2 protein-coding genes and 1 pseudogene are annotated in these 22,828 nt (G+C 76.4%); 2 read left to right on the top strand and 1 reads right to left on the bottom strand.

The genetic code is table 11. The features are described from left to right. The first annotated feature begins 5 nt into the window (after nt 1-5). Nucleotides 6-21,389 carry a hypothetical protein gene (locus ACFWMZ_RS11515; RefSeq protein WP_383200989.1) on the top strand — a complete coding sequence of 7,128 codons (21,384 nt, stop codon included), beginning with the start codon at nt 6-8 and terminating at the stop codon, nt 21,387-21,389. A 61-nt stretch (nt 21,390-21,450) separates the two neighbouring features. Here the strand turns inward: ACFWMZ_RS11515 and ACFWMZ_RS11510 are convergent. Further along, nucleotides 21,451-21,663: pseudogene (locus tag ACFWMZ_RS11510) on the bottom strand (carboxylesterase/lipase family protein); the annotation flags it as partial. A gap of 427 nt (nt 21,664-22,090) precedes the next feature. Between ACFWMZ_RS11510 and ACFWMZ_RS11505 the strand changes: the two are divergent. Further along, complete coding sequence (locus tag ACFWMZ_RS11505) at nt 22,091-22,804, top strand: GntR family transcriptional regulator (RefSeq protein WP_383200986.1); 714 nt, start codon at nt 22,091-22,093, stop codon at nt 22,802-22,804. The last annotated feature ends 24 nt before the right edge of the window (nt 22,805-22,828 follow it).

Here is a 22,828-nt window from a genome sequence, read left to right as displayed (position 1 = left end):
CGCCGATGAGCATCATGCCCTCGCCCGAGGTCAACGCGATGATCTTCATCCTCACCGGGGAACGGCTCATCGACGCCGACGAGGATCTCGCGTACGAGAGCCGGCGGCCCTACTCCGGGCTGGGCCGCAAGCTCGACCGGATGTCCTCGCTGATCGACAAGTCGGTGCACGACATCGCCGCTTCCATGCCCGACGACCTCGCGAAGGCGTACAGCAAGGCGATGGGCACGCTCATCGACGACGGCGGCCGCAACTACCTGCGGGAGTTCTCCGAGCAGCTGGACAAGATCGCCGAAGGCAGGCGCAAGACCTCCATGGACATCATGGAGTCCAAGTGGCAGGTGATCGCCGAGGTCATCAGGCTGCTCATCGAGATCGCCCTCTACCTGGCGATGTCGTTCTTCACCGGCGGCGCCTCCGCGAGCCAGATCATGATGGCCAAGCTGCGCAGCCGGTTCTTCATCCTGACCACGCTCACCCACCTGCTGCAGCGGCTGCACATCGCGCCCTCGCTGACCGAGGCGTTCTCCGAGGCGTTCACCACCTTCGCGGTGCGGCTGGCCATGATGAACTTCGCGCCCGACGGCCGCCGTCCCGATGGTTTCGACTGGAGCCAGATCCTCAAGGACGCCGCGTTCGGCGCCGCCGCCGGTCTGTTCACCAGCATCCTCGACGACTTCGCCCGCAACATCGTCCGGAGCTTCGACAAGAACTTCCTGAAGAACGGCCCGGACCTCGACTTCAAGAATCCGCCCACCTGGCGGAACAACCCTGACATCGACCTCAACCACCCCGCCCCCAACGCCAAGCCGGCCCCCGTCCCGACCCCGCCCCCGCACCGCGACACCCCGCTCAACGGCCTCGATCCCACGCCGTGGGGAGGCGGCCCGAACGCCACGCGCAAACCGCCCGTCACCTTCCGCGACGACCCGCTCTCCTTCCGGAACAACCCGGCCCTGTGGCGCAACAGCCAACTACTGCGCCACAACGCCGACCGGCCCGGCGCGTTGGCCGGGCACTACACGCTCAAGGGGACGACCGGCTTCCTCGCCGCCGGTCTCGGGGAGTCGGCCGCGGAGATCGTCATCAAGGGAGCCTTCGAGGGGGACTGGTCGACGAGCTGGTCCACCTTCGTCGGCGCGGGGCTGAGCAGCCAGGTCGAGGCCACCCTCAGCAGCACCGCCGTGAACAGCGGGGCCGAACTGCGGCACACCATCGACCAGTTGCGGTTCCCGCCGCCCACCGGCACCGCCGGCACCCAGCCGCGCGACGGCTCTGGTACCACCGGCACCACCGCTCCCGGCACCGACACCGGGCTCCGCACGGAGTCCGGCGGCGGTACCGGCGACGGGGCCCGCGCGCCCGGCTCCGCCGGCACGCCAGGTGCCGCCACGCTCGGCCCGCCCCCGCCGTACACCAGCGGCACCTCCACGCCTCACACGTCGGCCCCGCCGCCGTACACCCCGCTGAGCCCGCCGTACACCCCGCTGCCCGTCACGCCGGGCCCGCTGCCCGCCGCCTTCCCGGAGAGCGAGCTGTGGCAGCAGGTCCACGCCGGTCCCGCCGAAGTCCGCGAGCAGGCCCTGCGCGACCTCGCCGCCCTGCGCGGCACCCCGCCGCCCGGCGCCCAGGAGGCCGGTGTCCGCGGAGGTCTGCACAGTTCACTGTCGCAGGTGCCCGAGATCCGCCTCGTGCCGGAAGCGGGCCCGGCTCAGGACGTCGACGCCGAGCAGGTCCGACGGGCGCTGGAGAACCTCGGCACACCGGTCACGGTGGACAGGCCCGCCACGGCCCCCGCGGACCATCTCGCCGGGAACCCGACGGGCCCCGGCCTCGCCGCGGGACCGGGTACGGCGACCGCGCCTCACCCCGGCCCGGGGACCGGACGCGAAGCCGGCCCGCAGACGGACGTCGCCGACGGGACGGCGCGGGCGCCCGGCAAGGGCGAGCAGAGCGACACCGCCCCCGGGACGGGCGCGGGCCTCGGCGCCACCGGCGCGGGGGCGAACACCGGCACGGGGACGCATTCCGGTACGGGCGTCGCTGCGAACTCCGGCGCCGGTAGCGGAACGGGTATGAACTCCGGTTCCGGTACGGGCGCGGGCCCCAACTCCGGCCCCGGTACGGGCGGCCGACCGGCGGGTACGTTCCCCACGCAGAACGGCACGGCGCCCGCAGGCCCCACCGGGCAGGTGCCGGCGGGCTCCGGCCCCCTGGCACCGAGGGACGGGGCACAGGTCTCCCCGGACGCCTCGCCCGGGGAGCGGTCCCTCACCCCTGCGGCCACCGACGACCTCGCGTCTCCGCCGCGGCCCGTCACGACCGGCTCGCACGGCGGTACCGATGTCCCCGGCGACCTCGGCAGCGTGTTCGGCTCCGACGGCGCCACCGGGGTTCGGGGCGGGGCCGTGGGCACGGTCGGTCCGGACGGTGGCGCCGACGTCTCCGGGGAGGTCGTGAAGACCCCCGAGGGCCCCGCCGGGCGTCAGGCGCCGCCGCTCACCGTCGTGATGTCCACGGGGCCTTTGCCCGCGGCGGGCTCACCGGAGGCCGCGGCGATGCTGGACCGCGCCGGGACCGACCGGGCGGTGGTGCTCGGTCCGCAGGGCACGCCCGACAGCGCGGGACGACCGGCACGCGCGGCCGCCGAGCTGACGCGCGAGTCGCCCGACGCCCCGGTCAAGGCCCGGCCCCTCGCGAGCCCCGCGCCCACGCCCGCCGCGTCGTCCACCCCGGGCACGGCCACCGCGCCGGAGAACGCTTTCCCCGACGCGGACGTGCTGCTGCCGCTCGCCGACGCCCTCGGCGCGGTCCCGGACGCCCGCCCCGCCACCGAGAGCGCCGCCGCCACCGACACGGACACCCCTGCGCCCTCCCCGGACTCCGGCAACCCCCGGAGCCAGGGCACCACCTACGAGCTGCCGCCGACGACAGCCCCCGTGAACGGTGGCGGCACGGTCCAGGACACCGGACCTTCCAGGCAGACGCCCGAGGCGGAACCCGGCCTCCCGCCGCGACGCGACGACGAACCGGCCACCGATCCGCATCTGGAGTCGGGCGGGCCCGACGGCACCAACGGCAGCACCACCGGCACCGCTGCCGCCACCCCGCCACCCCGCGTCGTCGTACGCCCCGCCGACGGCGTCGGGCCCACCGACGGTGACGGAGACAGGACGGGCCGCCCCCGCAGTGAGCGGACCGTCCTCACCCTGGACGGCCACGCCGTACCTCTCGACCAGGTGCGGCGTTGGGCTCCCGACCCGGCCGTGCAGCCCCGGCCGGGCGTGGCCGTACGGACGCTCACCGTCTCGCAGGACCCGGCCGAGGACGGCACGGCGCGCGACCTGGGCCGCCGGGCGCTGCTCGGCCAGGACTCCTTCCGCGGCGTCCGGACGGAGTCGGCGGCGGCCCCCGCCTCCGGCGCCACCGCCGCGGAGGCGTCGCCGCCCGTCCCCCGTACCGTCTTCACCGGTCCGGCGACACCGCTGCCGGGGGCGGGCACCGAGCGGGGCGCCGACTACTTCGTGGGGCACGGCACGCCCCGTACCGTCACGCTCGGGACCGAGGACTCCGCCCGGCCCGCCGTGCGGGTCAGCGGCGTGCAGCTCGGCGAGGTGCTCAAGTCCTGGGCCGCAGACGGCGACGAGGGCCGGCCGCTGGTGCTGTTCTCCTGCGAGACCGGACGCCCGCCGAGGATCGCGGGCCTGCCGGTGGCCCAGCACGTGGCGAACCGGACCGGGCGGCCCGTCCACGCCCCGACCACCGAGGTCGGCACGGCCAGGGACCGGCACGGTGAGGTCCGCGCGGTGCTTACCGAGGGGGAGGGCGGCCCGGGCCGGTGGCGGCTGTTCACCCCTGAGCCCCAGGGTGCGGACCTGGACCAGGCGGCGCGCGACGCCGGTCTCCACGCGGGCCCCGGCCCGGCCGACGCCTTCGCCCGGACCCGCACCCTCCAGCAGATCCGCACCTTGCGCGAGGCCCTCGGCCCGGACGCCGAACAGCGCCCGGAGAACGCGGGGCTGCTCGCCGGACTCGCCCACGTGGACACGGCGCGCTGGCGCTCCTCGCACGGCGCGGCCCGGTACGGCGACGGCCGGATGACCCCGGAGCTGCTGCGCCGGATGGTCACCGACTGGCACGCCGCCACCACAGGACCCACCGCCACCGAGCCCACCACCGCGCAGTACGCCGCCTTCCTGCACGCGGCGGCCGAGGCACGCGCCGCCGCCGGACCCGACACCACCCTCGACACCCTGCTGCCCCCGCCTCCGCCCACCCCGCCCCCCACCGCCCTGGTCTCCCAGGAGGACGTACGCGGACTCTCCTACGCGTCCTCGGCACAGGTCGCCTGGACACTGTCGGACGCTTTGCTGCCGCTGTCCGACCTGGCGCTCGGCCCCGAGGACCTCGCCGAACTCGCCCGGCGCAGGCCCGGTCTGGTGTCCGGGCCGAGCGGCCCGCCGAGCCTCGCCGAGGACCCGGCCCTGTTCAGCGGCCCCGGGCCGACGCCCGGCCCGGCCGGCCTGGTCCGCGCGGACGGCACCACCTTCCTCCGCGTGCCCGCCAGGGGCGACGGGAACTGCCTCTTCCGGTCGGTGCTCGACAGCGCGCGCGGCCAAGAGGTGCCGCCCGCCTGGGCCGCGCGGAGCGTCGACGGGCTGCGCACGCTGGTGCGGGACCGGGTCGCCGGCTCCGAACTGGGTGCCGCCGCGGACGCCCTGGTGGCGGACCCGGTGGCGACCGTCGTGGACGACCTGCGCGTCCGCGCCCTGGCCGGGGTGGCTGACGCGGACACGCGGCGCCGCGTCACCGAGCGGTGGAACACTCTCGCGCGGCAGGTGGTCGCCGACTCCGACCCGGACCGCTGGCGGCAGCTCCTCGCCGACAGCGACTACCCGCACCTGGCCCAGGTGGCGCCCACGCCCGCCGACGCCCGGCGGCTCGGGGGCCGCGGACTGCTCGCCGCCGCCGCGGAGCACCCCGGCCTGTGGTCCTCCCCCTTCGCCGACCTGCTCCCGGACGCGCTCGCGCACACCCTCGACCTCGACCTGCGCCTGGTACGGCCCGACCCGACGGGGACGGGGGACGTCCTGGTCACCGCGGTCCACCCGGGCGGCACCGGCGGCACCCTGCACCTGACGTACAACGGCACCGACCACTACGACGCCCTCGTACCGGCCCCCGCGCCGTCACCGCCGCCCGTTCCCGACCCGCCCGCAACGTCGACCGGCCCCCAGGACCCGGACGGCTCCGACCCGTTCGGGGAGTGGCTGCGCGGCATGGACCGGATCACCGACCTGGACGCTCCGGCGGCGCCCGACCGGGGGGACGTGGTACCGCTGGAGACCCAGCTGGAGCGGCACCGCCCCGCCCGGCTGCTGACCGGCGAGGACGCCCGCCCGCCGGGTCCGGCGCCCCGGACGGTCACCTTCGAGGACGGCAGCAGGCTGCCCGCCGCCCTCATCCGGCCGGGGGCCGGCCCGCGCGACACCGCGCCGGACACGGAGGCGGCGGACGCGACCGGCGGACTGCTCGCCGGGCCCGGCGTCCTGACGCTGCGCTCGCCGGAAGTGGCGGCCCGGGAGATCCTCGACAAGCTGCCGACGGGGCTGCGCGACCGGTTCGACGAGGCGGAACTGCTGCGGCTGCTCACCGATCAGGCCGCCGCCTTCACCTCGCCGCGCGGCGCCCGCCTCGTGGGCAGGGAGAAGTCCGGGGTCGGCCTGGAGATGACGGTCGAGGCCGTGCCGTACCACCGCTGGGAGCGCTTCTCCGACGTGGACGGCGGCACGGTCCGGGTGGACACGATGCGGCGCGGGCAGGCCGGCACGGGCGGCGGGCGCAGCGTTGGCTTCGGGCGCCGGATCGGAGCCGGTCTGAGCATGGGGCCGCCGCTGAGCTGGCTGCTGAAGATCGCCGCCTCCGTGGGGTGGACCCGCCGGACCGACTACACCCAGGGCACGTCGGCGTTCCACCAGGGCGAACACCGCGGCCACGAGGGCTCGCACCTCCACCTGGACGACGTCCACTACCGGGTGCGGGTGGAGCGGGTCACCGAGGCTCCGCCCGCCACCGGGACCGCGCCGCCCGCCGCCGGTCCGAACTGGCGGCGGACGCGGGTGCACACCGCGGAGTTCGGCATGCGGGACGGGCTGAGCTGGCGGCTTCCCGACGACTTCACCGTGCCGTTCACCGGACCCCGCAGGGCGCCCGAGACCCTCGTCTTCCCGGACGGCCGGGAGCCCCGGATGCTCGACTCCACGGGCCTGTACCTGGCGGACCCGCCGGAGGATGTGGCGCTGGCCCTCTCGGCCGCCCGGCCCGGTAGTTCGGCGCACCGCACCCTCGTCTCGTACGTCCGGCCCGGCCGCCTGCTCGGGATCTTCGGACGGCTCACCGGGCCGGTCAGCGGTCCCGAGCTGACCCGGGGAAGCGGCCAGCACCCTCTGGGGCACCTGGTGCTGGAGCGGTCCGTGCCGCACCGCGCCACCCTGGTCACCGAGTCCGCCAAGGTCGAGGTCCGCGAACTGACCCAGACCACCTACCAGAACCAGCGCGGCCACGTCCGCGAGACCCGGTTCGGCCTCCAGGTCACCTCGGGGCCGAACCACACCCTCCCCGGACCGGAGACCGACGTACGGCTCCAGGGCGGCCCGCTGATCCGCACGGACCTCGCCGCCGGGCGCAGCCACCACCTGGGCACCGACGCGGCGCGGAAGGTCACCGGCCGGGTGCGCAACCATCCGGTGGCGCTCTACCAGGTGGAGCGGACCCTGATGGTCCGCAAGGCCGGTGAACCGGCGTCCGCCGCCCGGCCGGTCCGGGTGGTCAGCCTGGACTGGATCTCCACTCAGGACGCCCGCCGGCTGGCCGGCTGGGACAGCCGCACACCCGGCCGCACCGGGCCCCACCCGGACGCCGAGCCGCCGGTGCCGTGGTACCTCACCCGGGAGGACCCCCGGCACCTGGGCGGCCAGGTGCGCGCGGAGGGCTTCCGCCCGCCCGACCGCCCCCAGGCACCGCCGCCCGCCGCCGCGCCCCGGACCACCCCGGTGCCCCCGCCGCCACCCGCCGCGCAGGACGGCACCCCGCCACAGGACCCGGTGCGGGTCTTCACGGACTCCGTCCTGGACACGCTGCACCGCTCGTACCCGTCGTTGTTCGTGCCCCCGGCGATGCTGCGCCACCCCCGGCTGTCCCGGCTGTGGTACGGCGAGGGGCGACTGCGGACCGCGCTGCACAACGACCGGCAGGTGCGGGAGGCCCTGAACCGGCCGACCCTCACCCAGAGCCTCGACGAGCTGGCCACCACCGGCGTCCCGGTCACCCTCACCGAGGACGGCAAGGTCCGCCGCGGCCACCACACGCTGACCCTCCGGGCGCGGCTGACCGACCGCCGCTTCGAGACCACTCTGAGCGAACGCTCCCTGCGCAACGCCGTCGTCGGCAACGAGTTCTCAGGACAGGGGCAGCAGGAGGCCGCCACCTACTCCGCCGGGGTCGAGGCGGGCATCTCGCCCCGCGACCACGACACCGTGCCCGGCCCCGACCTGCCCCGCCGCATCGGCAACATCTCCGTCGGCGCCCGCCACGCCCGCACGTACCAGAAGGCCGGCCGGAGCACGGTCACGGTCGTCCACGACCACCTGACGGCCCAGAACGGCGCCGACCTCTACAGCTACCAGGTGGAACTGGGCGCCTCCTTCGAGGGCCACCGCAGGCCGCGCGGCTGGGCCCGGCTGCTGTCGCTCGGCTCGCTCGGCGCGGGGGTCTTCGTCAGCAAGGTCGAGGAACGCCCGCTGTTCAGCCGGGGCACCGAGACCGTGGGCCGGGTGGAGCTGGCGGTTCCCGCCGCCCACGGGTCCGGGCACCATGCCCCCGCCGAGCCCGCGGCACCGCCCGCCGCCGTGCCGCCCCGCCACCTGTCCGCCGCCGAGGCCGACCAGCTCGTCGACGGTGTGCGCCCGCTGCCCCGGGCCGACGCGGCCGACCGGCGGACCGCGCTGCGGCTGCTGAGCGCCCCGCACGCGGTGCTCAGCACCGAGGGCGGCCCCCAGCGCCGGCAGCTCATGCAGGAGACCGCCGAGCGCGCCGGCCCCTCCTGGCACGTCACCGCACCAGGCGCGCCCGTACGCACCGCCTTGCGCCGGGCGATGGCCAACCTCGCCGTGGCCGGTCAGCTCGGCCAGTACCTCGGCCCGTTCGGGTCGCGGATCACCGGCCTCAACGGCGCCGGGCCGCTCCGCGCGCACTACCTGAAGGCCGTGATCCGCGGCGAGCTGGACAACTTCCGGGTCAAGAGCGACCCGAAGGCGGCCAGCCTGGAGAGCACCGTCGGCAACGAGCACCGCGTCGTCGGCAGTTCGAGCACCGTCTCGCGCACCACGCTCGGCCTCCAGGGCACCACCACCCACCTCCAGCAGGCGCCCGGCGCGGCGCCGGTCTCCGGGGCCTACTCGACGGCGCTCCAGTACGCCTGGGGGAGGGGCCGCGGCGTCTCGCAGGCCCTCACCAGGGGGCGCAACACCACGCTGACCTTCGCCGGGCGGATGTACCTGGTGGTGGCCGACGCGGCGGAGACGGTCGCCGTGCGGGACCGCTGGACGGCCGCGATGGGCGCGGTCGGCACCCGTGCCGGGAACCGCCTCTCGGCCACCGCGGGACGGCTGTCCACGCGCCTCGGGCGCGGCCTGGCCCCGCGCGGCGCGGCCGCCGCGCTCCACCGCGTCCGCGACGCGGTGATGTTCCACCTGCCCCTCCAGGACGCCATCGAGGCCGGGCTCGCCCCGGACGGGCTCGGCACCGGCACACCCCGCAACCTCGGCGGCGGCTACCGCGTACCGGCCTTCCTGCGCGGTCGCCGCTTCCTCACCCACCCCAGTGGGCAGCTCGACGCGAGCGGCGCGGCGCCGCAGCTCATGCGGCGCCTGGAGAAGGCCGGGGTGCCCTCGCACGACCGGGAGCAGGCCCTGCAACGGCTCTCGCCCGACTTCCTCCGCGCCCACCTGCACGAGCTGACCACCGACGGGATGAGCCTGCCCGTCCGCCACCGCGCCTGGTCCAGCCCGCACCGGCTGCCGACCGGGGGCAGTCCCGGACAGCTCCGGTTCAAGCTGACCCCCGTCACCACGCGGGTGGAGCGGCTGCGGACCGGGTTCGAACTGGAGGACTACCGGAGCATCGCCCGCGACGACGCCCGCAGCGCCACCCAGGACCGGGGTGCCGACGTCACCCTGAGCGCGGGGGAGCGGACGCCGGACAACGGCGTGCTCTCCGCCAACCCCTCGCTCCAGGGCACGGCGGCCGAGCAGCGGTCGGGCAACCGCACCGAGACCGACGGCAGCACCGCGATGCCCAACATCGCCACGACGCAGGCGCACATGGAGGTCGTCACCAGCTACCTGCTGACCGTCACCATGACCGACGCGGCCGGTGACCCGCTCCCGCCGCGTGCCGTCGCCCAGGTCGGCACGCTCAACGAGTTCGCCCCCGCCGGGCTGTTCACCCCCGTGGGGACCGGCGACGACGGCGCGCTCACCGCCCAGGACGTGCCCGGGCCCGAGCGGGCCGTACGCCTGCTGACCGCCCCCCAGGCGCTCCCCGACGCGATCGCCGACTGGCGGAACTCCGACGACGGCACGGGCGGCTCCGGCTCCGGAGTCCTGCCCTTCGACGACCGCGTCGGCTCCGGCGTCCTCGCCGTGGACATCCGCGGCGCCGCCGCCGTCCACGACGCGCTGACCCTCGCCACCGCCCGCGCCGACGGCCTCGGCGACAGCGGCCTCGGCAGCACGCTCTCCGGCGACGCCCTCGCCGCACGTGTCCACACGGCCCGCCACACCCCGCTCACCGCACTGGGCACCGCCCCCGCCCAGGCCCAGGAGGAGGCCACCTCGCAGGGCGGCCTGACGGCCGGCTTCCGCGAGGCCCTCGGCCCGGACGGGTCCCGGCTGCCGACCCAGGCGTCCGCCCGCCTGTTCGGCCAGTCCCACACCGCCGACGCCCGCCTCTACGCCAAGATGCACCGCGACGGCGCCCGCCTGCTCGCCGTGGAGAGCAAGCCCCGTATGGAGGCCATGCGGCGGTCCAAGAGCTCCGACGCGTTCGAGGCGGGCATCACCGACAACACCGAGGCGGCCGCGGGCACCGCGCCGCTCGCCGGCACCAGCAACGCGGGCCTGACCAACCCGGGCGTCGCCCTCCCGGTCGGGGGCGCCAACGACTCCACGGCGCTCAAGGGCGCCGCCGACACCACCCTCGGCACCCACGTCAAGGTCGTCACGGACCGCAGCATGCTCTTCGCGGTGCCCGTGACCTGGCTGGCGGTGGCCGAGGCGGACCACCGGATCACCGACAGCCGCCCGTTCAGCGCCCTCGGCAAGGCCCGGCGGGGACCGCGCGCCGCCGAGGCCAGGACCACCGCACTGATCTGGCTGCGCGAGGACCTCGCCCGCGACCACGGGCTGCTGGACGACACCACCTTCCCCGACGAGGCCGCCGCGGCCTGGGACGCCATGGCCCAGGCCGCCGCCGATCTCGCCACGGCCGAGAAGGAGTACTACGACGCCCGCGCCCGGGCCCGCGAGAGCTGGCTCGCGCTCGGCCCGCGGGAGCGCGCGGCGCTCGGTGACGACGATCCCCGGACGGCGACGGTGCTGCCCCGGGACCTCGCCGCCGCACCGGGCGTCATCGCCTGGCAGGCCGCCCGCGACGAGGCCCGCACCTGGCGGCAGCGCACGGACGCCGCCGCCGCGGACCACCATCGGCTGCACCTGGCGGCCTCCCGCCTCACCGCCCACCACCAGGGCTCGTCCGCCGTCCCCCTACGGGACCTGCCGCAGGAGTACACCGCACCCGCCTGGCGCTCCCGGGCGCCCGAGCCGTACACGGTCACCGACGCCTCAGGACCGGCCCCGCTCACTCTCACCTCGCCCGACGGGGCCACCGCGCGCGAGGCGCACGCCGTGCCGCACGACGGGGCGTCGTTCTTCCACGCCCTGCTCGCCGTGGCCCAGGTGCGCGGCAGGCTGCCCCAGTTGCTCGGCACCGGCCTCGCGGCCCGGTTCGCCGCCGCACCCGGCGACCCGGCGGTGACCGCCGAGGCCGTCGGCGCGGCCCGCGACCGCCTCGCCTGGGCGCTGGGCGAGGACGGGAACGAGGACCTGCTGGACGCCCTGGCCCTCGACGCCGCCGACTCCTTCACCCAGGACGAACTGGACGCCGCCGGTGTGGTCCTGACCCCGGCGCAGCAGGCCGAGTTCGACGCACTCGGCCGCCTTCCGACGACCCTCTGGCCGACCCCGGGGCAGCGGGCGGCGCTGGCGGTCGCCGCGCTCTCCCGCCCGTTCGCGGACGAGCCGGTCGCGGCCGGGACCGGGCAGCCGCCGGGCACCGGGGCTCCCGCGCGCCGCGCGGGCGACCACGGGGGCGCCGACCTGCTGCCCGCCCTCGCCGCCCGGGTCCTCGGCACGCCGCTGACCGTGGTCACCGGCGAGGGACGCGACCAGCTCTTCCTGCCGCACGGCGGCGACCCGGCCGCGGTGGACCCGGCAGCCGACCCGGTGCTGTTCCTCGCCGACGGCTTCTTCCACGCGGCCCTGCCGCCGGGCACCCCGGCCCCGGTCGCCACCGCACTGCCCGCCCCGGCGACCGCCGGGAGCACAGCCGCCACGGCGGAGGGGACGGGGAAGCCGCCCGTCCACCGGAGCCACCCCACCGCGCCCTGGCTGCCGCCCGCCGACGGCGACGGCCCGCGCCACCGGCTCGGCAAGGACGGCGTCCTCACCGCCCCCGACGGCGCCACCTACACCCAGGGCACGCCGACCGGCCGCGGCAACGGCTTCTTCGGTGCCCTCTCCACCGCCCTGCGCGCCGCGGCCGACCGGCCGGGCACGGACCGGCACGAGGCAGGCCGACTGCGTCTGCGCGCCGGTTCGTCCCCCGCCCTGCTGATGCGGCTGAACGGCCTGCCGGGGACTCCGGCCGAGCGGGACGCGCTCTTCGCGCCCCCGCCGTTCACCCCTCGGCGCGGCGCCCCCACGCCGAGCGCCGAGGCGCTGGAGGGCCACTTGCGGCGACACCTGGCCGAGGCCCCCTGGGGGCCGGGGGCCGACCGCGCGCTCGCCGAGTGGGCCGCCGCCGCGACCGGGACCACCGTCACGCTCGTCGAGGAGAACGGCACCACCCACACCTACCCCGGCCCGGCCGGTCCGTCCGGCGCCGAGATCCGGCTCCGCCGCCGGGGCGGCGACTTCGTCCCGCTGCTCCCGCGCACCCCGGCCCCGTCGCCGGGAACGACACCACCCCCGGCGACGGGGAAGCGGCCACCGCGACCGGAGGACGGCGGCCACCGTTCCGCCGCCCCCCTCCCCGCCACCGCTCCGCCGCTCCCTTCCCCGCCCGCGCCGCCGCCCGGCGACACCGCCGAGCCGCCGGGCCTGCCGGGGGAGGAGGCGTACGAGCTGAGCACGCTCTCGGGTGGGCGGGACGGGAGCGGCCCCGCGCGCGGCCCGCTCCCGCAGAGCGAGGCGCTGCGGCGTTTCCGGTTCACCGACACCTCCGGCAGCGACACCTCGGACAGTGACGTGTCCGACGACGAGGCCGAGGGCGGGGGACGGGAGCCGGAGCCCACCCCGGAGGCATGGCTCGACCTGCTCTTCGCCCCCGCTCTCCGCGCCGACCACGAACCCGCCATGCTGCTCGGCACCGCGATGGCGCTGCGTGAACTCGCGCTCGCCCCCGCCGGGACGCCGGGCACGGCCACCGGTCCGCTCGACGCCTCCCGGGACCTGGCCCGCAGGGTGCTGGGGCTGCCCCGGAACACCCCGGTCGAGGACCGCCACTTCCTGTTCCTCGGGTCGCTCGCGCTCAGCGCGGCACCGGCGGATCTGACCGACGCGGACGCCCTCGTCGCCTTCCTGAGCCGCCACGACGCGGCCCTGGGCCGGGACAGCCGGCTGGTGCGCGGCGACGACGCCGTACGCAACTGGACCGGTACCGGCGCTCAGGTCCCGCCCCTCGACACCTACGCGGTGGAGGGCGGGGACGGGCACCTGAGTGCCTGGCCCGCCCCCTGGTCGAAGCCGTACGCCGTACTCGCGCAGGAGCACGGGGAGGGCCTGCTGCTCCAGACCCGCCGGGGGCGGATCACCGTGGACGCCGCGGAGTTCGCCCGGCTGGTCGCACGGGACCCCGCGCGCCGCCCCGGAGCCGACGTGGTCCTCGCCTTCCCGCACGAGGACATCGCCTCCCTGGCCCGGCACGTCGCCGAACTGACCGGCGCCCGCGTCTGGTTCTCCGAGCACGCCCCGCGTCCTTCCACGGACTGGCGGACCGGCGGCGAGCGCGTCACGCTCGGCCCCGTCCCCGAGGGCACCGGCACGGTGTGGAACTCCGCCCGGCCCGACCAGGAGACCGACACCGTCCTCGACGACCTCCTCGGCCTCTACACGCACGACCCCGAGCCCGGCTCCCCCGTCCAGGCACGCCGTCCGGACCCGCTGACCACCACGCACTACGGCGTCACGGACCTCGCGGGCGAGGGCGTGCTGTTCACCAGGCCCGGCGGGTACGGAGGGGCCTGGCGGACCCCGCGCGCGCTGGAGGGCACCGAGGACGCCCCGGAACTCGCCATGTCCCGGCAGGAGTACCACCAGACCCTCGTCACGGAGCGGCCCGCCCTGCGGATCTCCGCCGACCGGACCCTCGCCGTCGAGGACGGGGCCTACGGCCAGCAGGTCTTCGCCACGCCGCAGGCGGTCAGCGGCGCCTCGGCCCGGCTCGCGCGCGCGGGCCTCGCGGTGCGGCTGAGCATCGACGAGTTGCTGAGCGTCGTGCTGCCCACCCCCGACGGGGGCGCCCGGCGGCTGTACCGCGTGACCCCCGTCTTCCTGACCCGCTCCGGCCGGTCCACGGAGGAGGTCTGCCGGGACTTCGCCGACATGCTGGCGGGCACCTCCCGCACCTCGCACCTGGTGTTCCGCCCGGCCGAGGGCGGACAGCCCGTCACGGCGCCGGCCAACGCATCGGACGGGGCCGAGGTCACCGGCACCCACTTCCTCGCCGACGCCCTCGCCGAGGTCGCCGACGGCGGGACGCCGCCGGAGCAGGCCGACCCGGCGTGGGCGGCCTCGCACGTCCGCCGGGACGACCGGCCGGCGGGCGGCGACGGCGGTCCCCTGCCCGGCCGCGCCTACGGCAGCGCCCTCAGCCTGGCCCAGGACGCCGACCCGCGCCGCGACGCCCTCTCCGAGGCGGCCCGCCGGATCGGCGTCAACGAGCACGCCTGGGCCGACATCGGCGAGGGGTACGTCGTCCAGTCCGTCGCGGCGCCCGGCGCCCAGGGCGGGCCGAGCCTGGAGCGCAACTACGCCAAGCCCGCGTCCGCCGCCTCCGGCGCGCACTTCGGCTACCACTTCGCCACCGTCGTCCTGGCCAGCGAGGACGGCACCCACCAGATCTCCCTGGAGAACCACGCCCGCGCCTCGGTCCGCGCCCACCGCCACCGCAGGGCGGTCGAGCAGAACCTGCGCAGCCACGACCTGGACGAACTCCGCGAGATCGCCGCCCGGCTCCGCGCGGAGACCGAGCGGCGCGAGGCGGACTCCACCGGCGACGACCTGAAGGAGCTGCGGGGCCACCTGAACCTCGCCTACGCCCTGATCCGGGCGAAGCAGGCCCAGACCGAGACGCACACGACACCCGCCGGTTCGCCGGAGCGGGCCGCCGCCCAGCGTGCCCTGGAGGGTGCCACCCGCGCCGCCGCCCAGCGGCTGGCGGACCTGGAACCCGTCATCCCGGGCAAGGACCAGTGGTACCTGCGCATGTACTCCCGGCGGCAGGGGGAGTCGGCGCACGACACCAACGCGGAGCTGCTGCACGACAGGCCCTCCGCGGAGGCCAATCCGCTCACCGCCGTCGTGGTCCGCGGCCAGCAGGCGCTGCCGGTCTCCGTCACCTTCGCCAAGGACGACCAGGAGACCCCCGAGTCGGCCACGCACGCCCTGCGGCATCTGGCCAAGGTGGTGGCGAGGACCGGGCTGTGGAACGCCGCCAACGGGCTGCCGCTGCCCGCCACCACCGTCAGCGGCCCGCGCGGCGCGCGCCTGGTCGGCCGGGACCTCACCAAGGCGCGGGCCGAGGCGGTCGCGGCCTCCTTCCGGCGCGAACTGGCCGCCGCCCTCGTGGAGTACCAGGACGGCACCCCGGGGCCGCACCTGACCGAGGACCGGTTCACCGTCGAAGCGGTCTCGGTGCGAGGCCGCCGCTCCTCCACCGGGAGTTCGGGCACCACCGCCCTGGAGGTCACGGTCGACGACCACCGGGGCGGGCCGCGGCGGACCGCCACCCGCGGGCTGCGCGGCGGCTCCCGCGAGGACGGCCTCGACCCGCTGGCGGAGCAGTGGGCGGTCGGCCGCCCGGTCACCGTGGCGGGCCCCCGGTACGGCGGCGTCCACCCCGGCTCCGTGGTGCCCGCCTCGCAGGCGCCCGCACGGACCCCGCAGGACCCCCCGGCGGGCGTGCGGGCCAAGGGCAAGGCCCCTCTCACCCCGGACGGCGGTCCGGCGGCCGGGCCCTGGTTCACGTACACCCGCCCCGCCGAGTCCCGCTCGGAGCCCTTCCGGTACGAGATCTCGGCCGGCGGGCGGGTCCGGCTGCCCGACGGGGAGGAGATCCCGGCGGACGGCTGGACGCGGTTCGGGGACGACTTCGTCCACGAGCCGACCGGTGTGCTCCTGCGCGGCGACAGCGGCTGGATCGGCCGCGTGGCCAACATCGACACCCTCGCCCCGCTCATCGCCGACCTGGACCCGGACGGCGCGCCCCACCACCTGGCCGCCGACGCCGAGGCCCTCTACGTGGTGCCGGACGACGGCGACCAGGCCCTGCGCATCCCGCTCCGGGCGCCCGGAGCGGCGGTGACCGCCCTCCCGCACACCGGGCGCCAGGAGCCGCCCCGCGCCCGCCTGGACGACCGGCCGCGCCGCGTGGTGCGCGGCGCCTTCGACGTCCGGCGCTTCACCCACGACGGGCACACCGTCACCGACCTGACCGTGCGTCTCGCCTTCCGCGAGGGGGACGGGGAGCACGATCCGGACACCGTCCTGGCGCGGGTGCGCGAGGGCGTCACGGAGTTCTTCAACCGCCCCGGGCACCGGCTCCCCGGAGGCGATCTGCTGCACGTCACCGTGGAGCGGGTGCGGCCGGACGAGGGCCCCCACCTGACGGTCGATCTGGTCGGCCGCGACCGGCCGATGGACCAGCGGGCGTGGTGGGCCGACGCCGACCCGGCGGAGTACGCGCACGAGCTGGCGCACCAGCTGGCCCTGCGCGACGAGACACGCGACGCGAGCAACCCCCGGCGCCTGCACGCGCCCGGCAGCCTGCTCGGCTCGTTCTGGGAGCAGGCTCCCGAGGGCCTGGCGCAGGGCGGGCTGCGCCCGCGCCACCTCCACCTGTGGGCCGCCGCCGTCCAGGACGTCGTGCCGCACATCGCCCCGCAGGGAACCACCTGGGACGAGGCGCGCGGCGGCGCGACGCCCGAGCGCCGGGAGCCCGTGTGGCTCGACCCGGTGTCACTCCCGGCGGCCTCCGCCGGCACCGGCCCGGACGGCGCGGTGCCGCCCCCGCTGCCCGGCGGACGCGACCTGTCGCCCGTGGCGGAGGTGTCCGACGAGTCCGACTCCTCCGACGACTCGGACACGGAGCGGGAGCCCGCGCCCTGGACCGCGCCCGGCTGGCTGGACACCGTGTTCGGCCCTCGGCGCTCGGACGTCCCGCGCGTCCGGCTCCTGGAGACGTCCGAGGCGCTGTACGACCTCGTCCGCACCGAGGCCGGGGCACGACCGGGTCCGCAGGCGCTGCCGCACGCGCTCGGCCGCGTGACCCGGCGGGTCCTGCACATGGCGGGCGGCGCCCGGCCGGGCTCCGCCGACTTCCGCCTCCTCGGCTCCCTCGCGCTCGACGCCTCATCGGACGACCTGGCGAGCACCGACGACCTCGCCCGGTACTTCGTCGAACGGCAGATCGAGACCGGGCGCGGCGCGCTGGACGAGGGCACGCTGCTGCGCGACGAGGACGGCGACACCGTCGGCCGCGACTTCACCGGCGACCGGCGGCCCGCGCCCGAGCTCGCCTCGTACGCCGTGCGCGGCAGGGGCCGGGTCGTGCCCCGGCCCGCCCCGTGGCGCAACCCGTACCTGATCGTCGCCCGGGCGGGCGACCGCTCCGTCGAGATCGCCTTCCCCGGACGCACCTTCCGGGTGCGCGACCCCGAGGAACTGGCCATGCTCATCTCGTACGACTCCCGGCGGCCCCGGGGCGCGGACATCGTGCTGGCGCTGCCGCACCAGTACGCCGCGGGCGTCGCCTCCCTGGTCGCCGGCACGACCGGCCGCCGCGTCTGGTACCCCGAGGCGCCGGTCGACGTGGTCACCCGTCCCACGGCCGGGACCCGCCATCTCCTGCTGGACGTGGGCGACGGCGGCACCGGCGCGGGCTGGGCCTCGGCCGAGCCGCCCCCGGAGGGCGGTCTGCCCGGCGCCGCCGACGCCGACGAGCCGGACAGCGCGTCCGAACCGGAGAGTGACGACGACCGGTCCAGCAGCGAGGGCGACGCCGACTTCGACCGCCTGGCCGACGAGGCCGTCCGCGAACGGCAGATCGAGGCACGCCGCCCCCGGCCGCTGATCACCCGCGACTACGGCGTCATCGACAAACGCGGCACCGGCACCTGGCCCACCGGCCCGCTCCCGCCCTCCGTCGGGGAGGTCGTGCCCGGCACCGGTCTGCCCGCGCTGGTCCTGCCGCGTCAGGACCAGGGCACCGTCCGCCTGGCCGACCGGCCGCCGCTGCACATCTCCGAGGACCGCACCCTGGCCATGCTCGCCCCCCAGGACGGCACCGCGGGCCGGGGACGAGCGGTGTACGCCACCCGCGCGGCGATCGCCCGCTCCTCGGCCCGGCTCGCCGCGGCCGGAGCCGGAGTACGGCTGAAGGCCGACGAGTCGTCCGGAATCCTGCTGCCGGGCGAGGACGGTGCCTACGGCGAGCCCCTGCTGCGGGTCGAGCCCGAGTTCCTGACCGGCTCCGGCGCCTCCGAGCACGCCTTCACCCGGGACTTCGCCCGGATGGTGGCCGGAGCGCGGCCTGCGCCCCTGTCCCACCTCGCCTTCCGCGGCCCCGGCGGTGAGGCCGCCACGGTGGAGGTGAACGCGCTGCACGGCCGGGAGGTCACCGGTACCCACCACCTCGCCGAGGCACTGGCGGAAGCCGCCGAGGACACGCGGACCGCCGGTGCCCTCACTCCGGGCTGGGCGGCCCGCCGGGCCGGCCGCGACCCCCGGTTCACCGGCGGCGTGGTGGGCGCCCCCACCCCCGGCGAGCGCTACGGCCGCGCCCTGCGTCCCACACCGGAGAACACGCTGCGCGCCCCGCTGGCCGCCGCCGCCCGGCGCCTGGGCGTCAACGAGTACGCGTGGGCCGAGGTCGGCGAGGGCTACCTGATCCAGTCCGTCAGCACGACCAACGACAGCGGCGCCCAGCTCTTCACGCACAACCACGCCAAGCCCGGCGACCGGGTCGGCCCGCACGCCCCGTACCACCTCGCACAGGCCGTGCTGGCCAGTGAGGACGGCACGCACCAGATCACGCTGGAGAACGAGACGCACTCCCGGACCGGCCTCCCCACCCCCGTCCTCGACGACATCGTCGACGAGAACCTCGACCGCTACGGCGAGGACGAACTCGCCGGACTCGCCGCCACCGCCGAGCGGCGCGCGGGCGAGGCGCGGCGCGGCGGCGCGGACGAGGAGCCGGCCGACCGCCTGGAGAGTTTCGCCCGGGCGGCCAGAGCCCTCGCCGACGTCCACCGGGCCGAGCAGATGCCCTGGTACTTCGACGAGGACCGGCCCGAGCACGCGCTGGCGCTGCGCGAGGTGGCCGACGCCCGCAGCCGTGCCAGGGAAGCCGTCCGGGAGGCCGCGCCCCTCGCCGACGACAAGGACCTGTGGTTCTTCCGGGCCTACAGCAAGCGGCCGGGTGAGTCGGCGCACGAGGCCAACGCGGAGCTGCTGTCCGAGCGGTCACCCGCGGTGGCCAACCCGCTGACGACCGTCGTGCTGCACGGCCACACCCTCCGCGCCGACCAGCTCACCCTCCACTTCGCCGAGGAGCAGCACACCCTCACCGGCGCCGACGACACCATCGACGCCCTGGCCCGGACACTGGCCCGCTCGGGCCTGTGGAACCGCGCCCACGGGCTGCCGATGCCCGCGATCACCCTCACCGGGCACGGCAACCGCTCCCAGGCCGTCGCACGCACGCGCGCCGACGCGGTGAGCCGGGCACTCGCGCGCCGGCTCGGCCAGGTCCTGGCCGAGTCCCAGCGGGGGGCGAGCGGCACGCCCGTCGCCGTACGGGACTTCCCCCTCACCCTGTCCGCCCGGCGGACGCGCGGCGCCACCGATCCGGCCCGGGGCCGGGTGGTGACGGTCGAGATCGACGACCACCGCGCCGTTCCGCCCGGTACGCCCGGGCGCACCGCGCCCGTCGCGGCACCGCCCCGCCCCGAGGAGCCCGCCGCACCCGAGCCCGTCGCCGACACCGCGACCGAGCCGGTGGGCCCGGGGCCCGAGGCGGAGGAGTCCGCGGCACCCTCCGAGCGCGCGCGCTCACGCTCGCCGCGCCGCACCCCTCGTCCGAGTCCGGAGCGCCGCAACAGCGACGCGCCGCCCTGGGTCCTGGCCCGCATCCGCTACGCCGAGGAGTCCGCCGACTTCGACCGGCGGCTGGGCGAGTACCTGGCCCAGCACGAGGCGGTGACCGCCGAGTTCCGCAAGATGGCGAGCGCCGCCTGGGCGATGGCCCGACGGCACCACCCCCGGGACCTGGCGACCTTCGGCGACACCAGCAAGTACAAGGCCGGGGTCGTCGGCACGTCCCGCGAGGCGCTCCAGCGGGTGGTACGCGGCGGCAACCTGCGCGAACTGGTGGCGTTCCTCTACGAGGGGATCTCCAGCGACCTCGTGCCGCAGATGCTCGGCGGCGCCGAGGAGCAGCACCCCGAGATCGCCGCCGAGCGGCCGAGCAGGCGGCAGCGGGACATCTACGCCGAGTTCCTGAGCCGCGCCACGGAGATCCAGGCGTCGCACTCCTCCGCCGAGGAGAAGGAGGCGGCGATCGCGGAACTCCAGCGGTCGGTCGTGACCGGAACCCGGCCGGACAGCGTCCTCCCGCCGCTGAGCGAGGCGGAGCGCCGGTTCGCGGTCGACGGGGCCGGGCTGACGTGGATGCCGGCCACCTCGGTGTACGACATCGCGATGAGCGCCGGCTTCCAGGGCCGCTCCGAGGACACCGGCGGCCTGGTGGCGACCGGTACCGCCGGGTCGACGTACCGCTTCATGCTGCACGCCGGACGGATGCGCGACCAGTGGGGCCTCGACCTGGACCTCGGCCTGATCCGGGCCGGGATGGCCGCCCTGTCGCTCGGAGTGGGCCACCACACTTTCCACGAGGTCATGCGCGGCGCCCAGTTGGCGCTGAACGACATCCCCGGCCACGACCCGCGCCTGGACTACACCGACAACTGGGGCCGGTACTGGAACGTGTACCCGCTCGACGAGCGCGAGCTGCGAGAGCACGTGGCACGGGACGGGCTCTTCCCCGACGAGCACGCCCAGGCCGTGCTCGACGAGGCGGAGGGCCGGGCGACGACCGGGACGGGCGCCACCCGGCCCGTGATCGAGGCGGCCCGCGACCGGGCGGAGGACGCCGAGGCGCGGCTGTGGGCCCTCGGCACCGTGCCGCAGACGCCGGGCGCCGGCGACGCCGCCCCCGGCCCGGCCGCCCCGAGGACCGGCGCCGAACTCCGGTGGCTCGCCGAGCGGCTCACCGCGGAGGACCTGCCGTCCGGCCTGCCGCGCCCCGCCGAGGGCGAGACGGTCGGGCCGGCCGAGCTGGAGGCCGCGGGCGTCACCCTCTCCGCCGGCCAGCGCACCGAGCGGGAACTGCGCGGCGACGGCCTGCTGCCCGCAAGCGCGCTGTCACCGCTGGACCTGGCCCGGGTGAGGCTGGCAGGGCAGCCAGGCCGCGGGGACACAGCGGACACGGTGGCCGCGAACGTCGCACGACGGCTGTGGGCGCGGGCGTACGCCGCCTTCGCGGACACGGCACCGGACGGCGCGGACGCCGGTCGCGTATGGGCCCGTGCCGTCCGCCTGGTGCTGCCGATGGAAACCCGCCCGGTCCTCGCCGACTCCCGGTACGCCGGTGACGGCTTCCGCGACGCCGTGCGCCGGGTCGCCGACCACCTGCTGACCGAGGGCGCCGGGGCCGCCTCCGCCGGCGCCCTGGCCGACGACCTGCGCGTGGACCTGGGCCTGGACCTGTAGCCGTGGCGGGTCACGGCTCCGTCGGGGGCCGTGACACAGACACAGACGAGGTTGCCGCGGTGTCCAGGTCGCCGGAGGTGAAGGGGATGTCCGCGCGGTGCCAGGCCCGGACGACGCCGTTCGGGCCGGTGCGCCGGCGGTCGAAGCGGGAGAGGAAGGCCCGGACGACGCCGTTCGGGCCGGTGCGCCGGCGGTCGAAGCGGGAGAGGAAGGCCCGGCTGCCGGCTCGGGAGTGCGTGCGGCTCTCGGAAAGGTGGCTGCTGAGCAGATCCCCGGCGAACTCTCTATTGACCGGTCAATTGGTCGATTGTACGGTCTGGAGGTGCCGGCGCTGCCGGCCGTGCAGATCAGGCGGGAGGCCGACATGGCGCATCAGGCAGGGGGCCAGTTCCCTGGCACCCGACCACCGGCTGAAAGAGATGATCCGCACTGCCGGTGCGGCGCCGGCTGTGCCGGGACCCGTCGTGGCCCCAGCGGATCGGCGGTGGCGGGTCCGGTCACCCGTCGTCGGTGTCCCACAAGGCTCCATGGGCACCCGCGCCCGCGCCGTCGTCGGCTCGGTTCCGGGGGCGCCCGCGATGTGGCTCAGTACCCGCACGGGAGGGGGCGGGGACAGCACCCCGCCGGCAAGGCGCGGACGCCGAAGAACTGGCTGGTCAGCCCACCCTTACCAGTCAATTGACTGAATGTACGGTCTCCCCATGACCGTGCCACTTTATGTACAGATCAGGCGAGGGATCGAAGCGAAGATCCGGTCCGGGGCCCTGCCTCCCGGCGCGCGACTGCCGACGGAGATGGACCTCTCCGCGCAGTACGGCGTCAGTCGGGCCACGGCCCAACGGGTCCTGAACGACCTGGCCGAGGCGGGACTGGCGATCCGGCGGCGGCGCCACGGAACCTTTGTCGCGGATGTGATGCGGCAGATCAACCTGCTCAACTTCGTCACCCCCGCGGCAGCCGCGAAGGGCGTACCGGGCAGGCACGAAGTCGTCTCCGCGCGGATCGTCAGAGCCGCCGACGCCGTCCTGCCCCTCCCCGGTGCCTCCGCCGACACGGCCGTGGTGGAGCTGGTCCGCCGCAAGCTGGACGTACGCGAGGAGCCACACTCCGTCGAGCGGCACGTCGTCCTCTTCGCAGCCGCTCCCGACCTGATGAACGAGAACCTCGAAGAGCTCGTCACCTTGCCGTACCTCCAGCGCAGAGGAGTACCGGTCGACTCGATCCGGCTCTACCTCGACCCGGTGGTCCTCGACGAGGACGACGCCCTGTTGCTGCACTGCGAGACCGGAACGCCCGCGCTGATCAGGCGCAGGGAGTTGCGTGCCGATGACGGCAGCACCGTCGAGGTGGTCACGACCCTGGTCCGGCCGGGAACCGCCGAGTTCTTCCTGGAGCTTCCCGCCCCCGCCGTATGAGCAGCGTGCCGCTGCCAGAAAGGA

It is taken from the genome of Streptomyces sp. NPDC058373 (genome assembly GCF_042723275.1).
Taxonomy (GTDB): Bacteria; Actinomycetota; Actinomycetes; order Streptomycetales; family Streptomycetaceae; genus Streptomyces.
The sequence above is the reverse complement of the archived record's forward strand: the minus strand, read 5'-3'. Positions and strand labels throughout refer to the sequence as shown.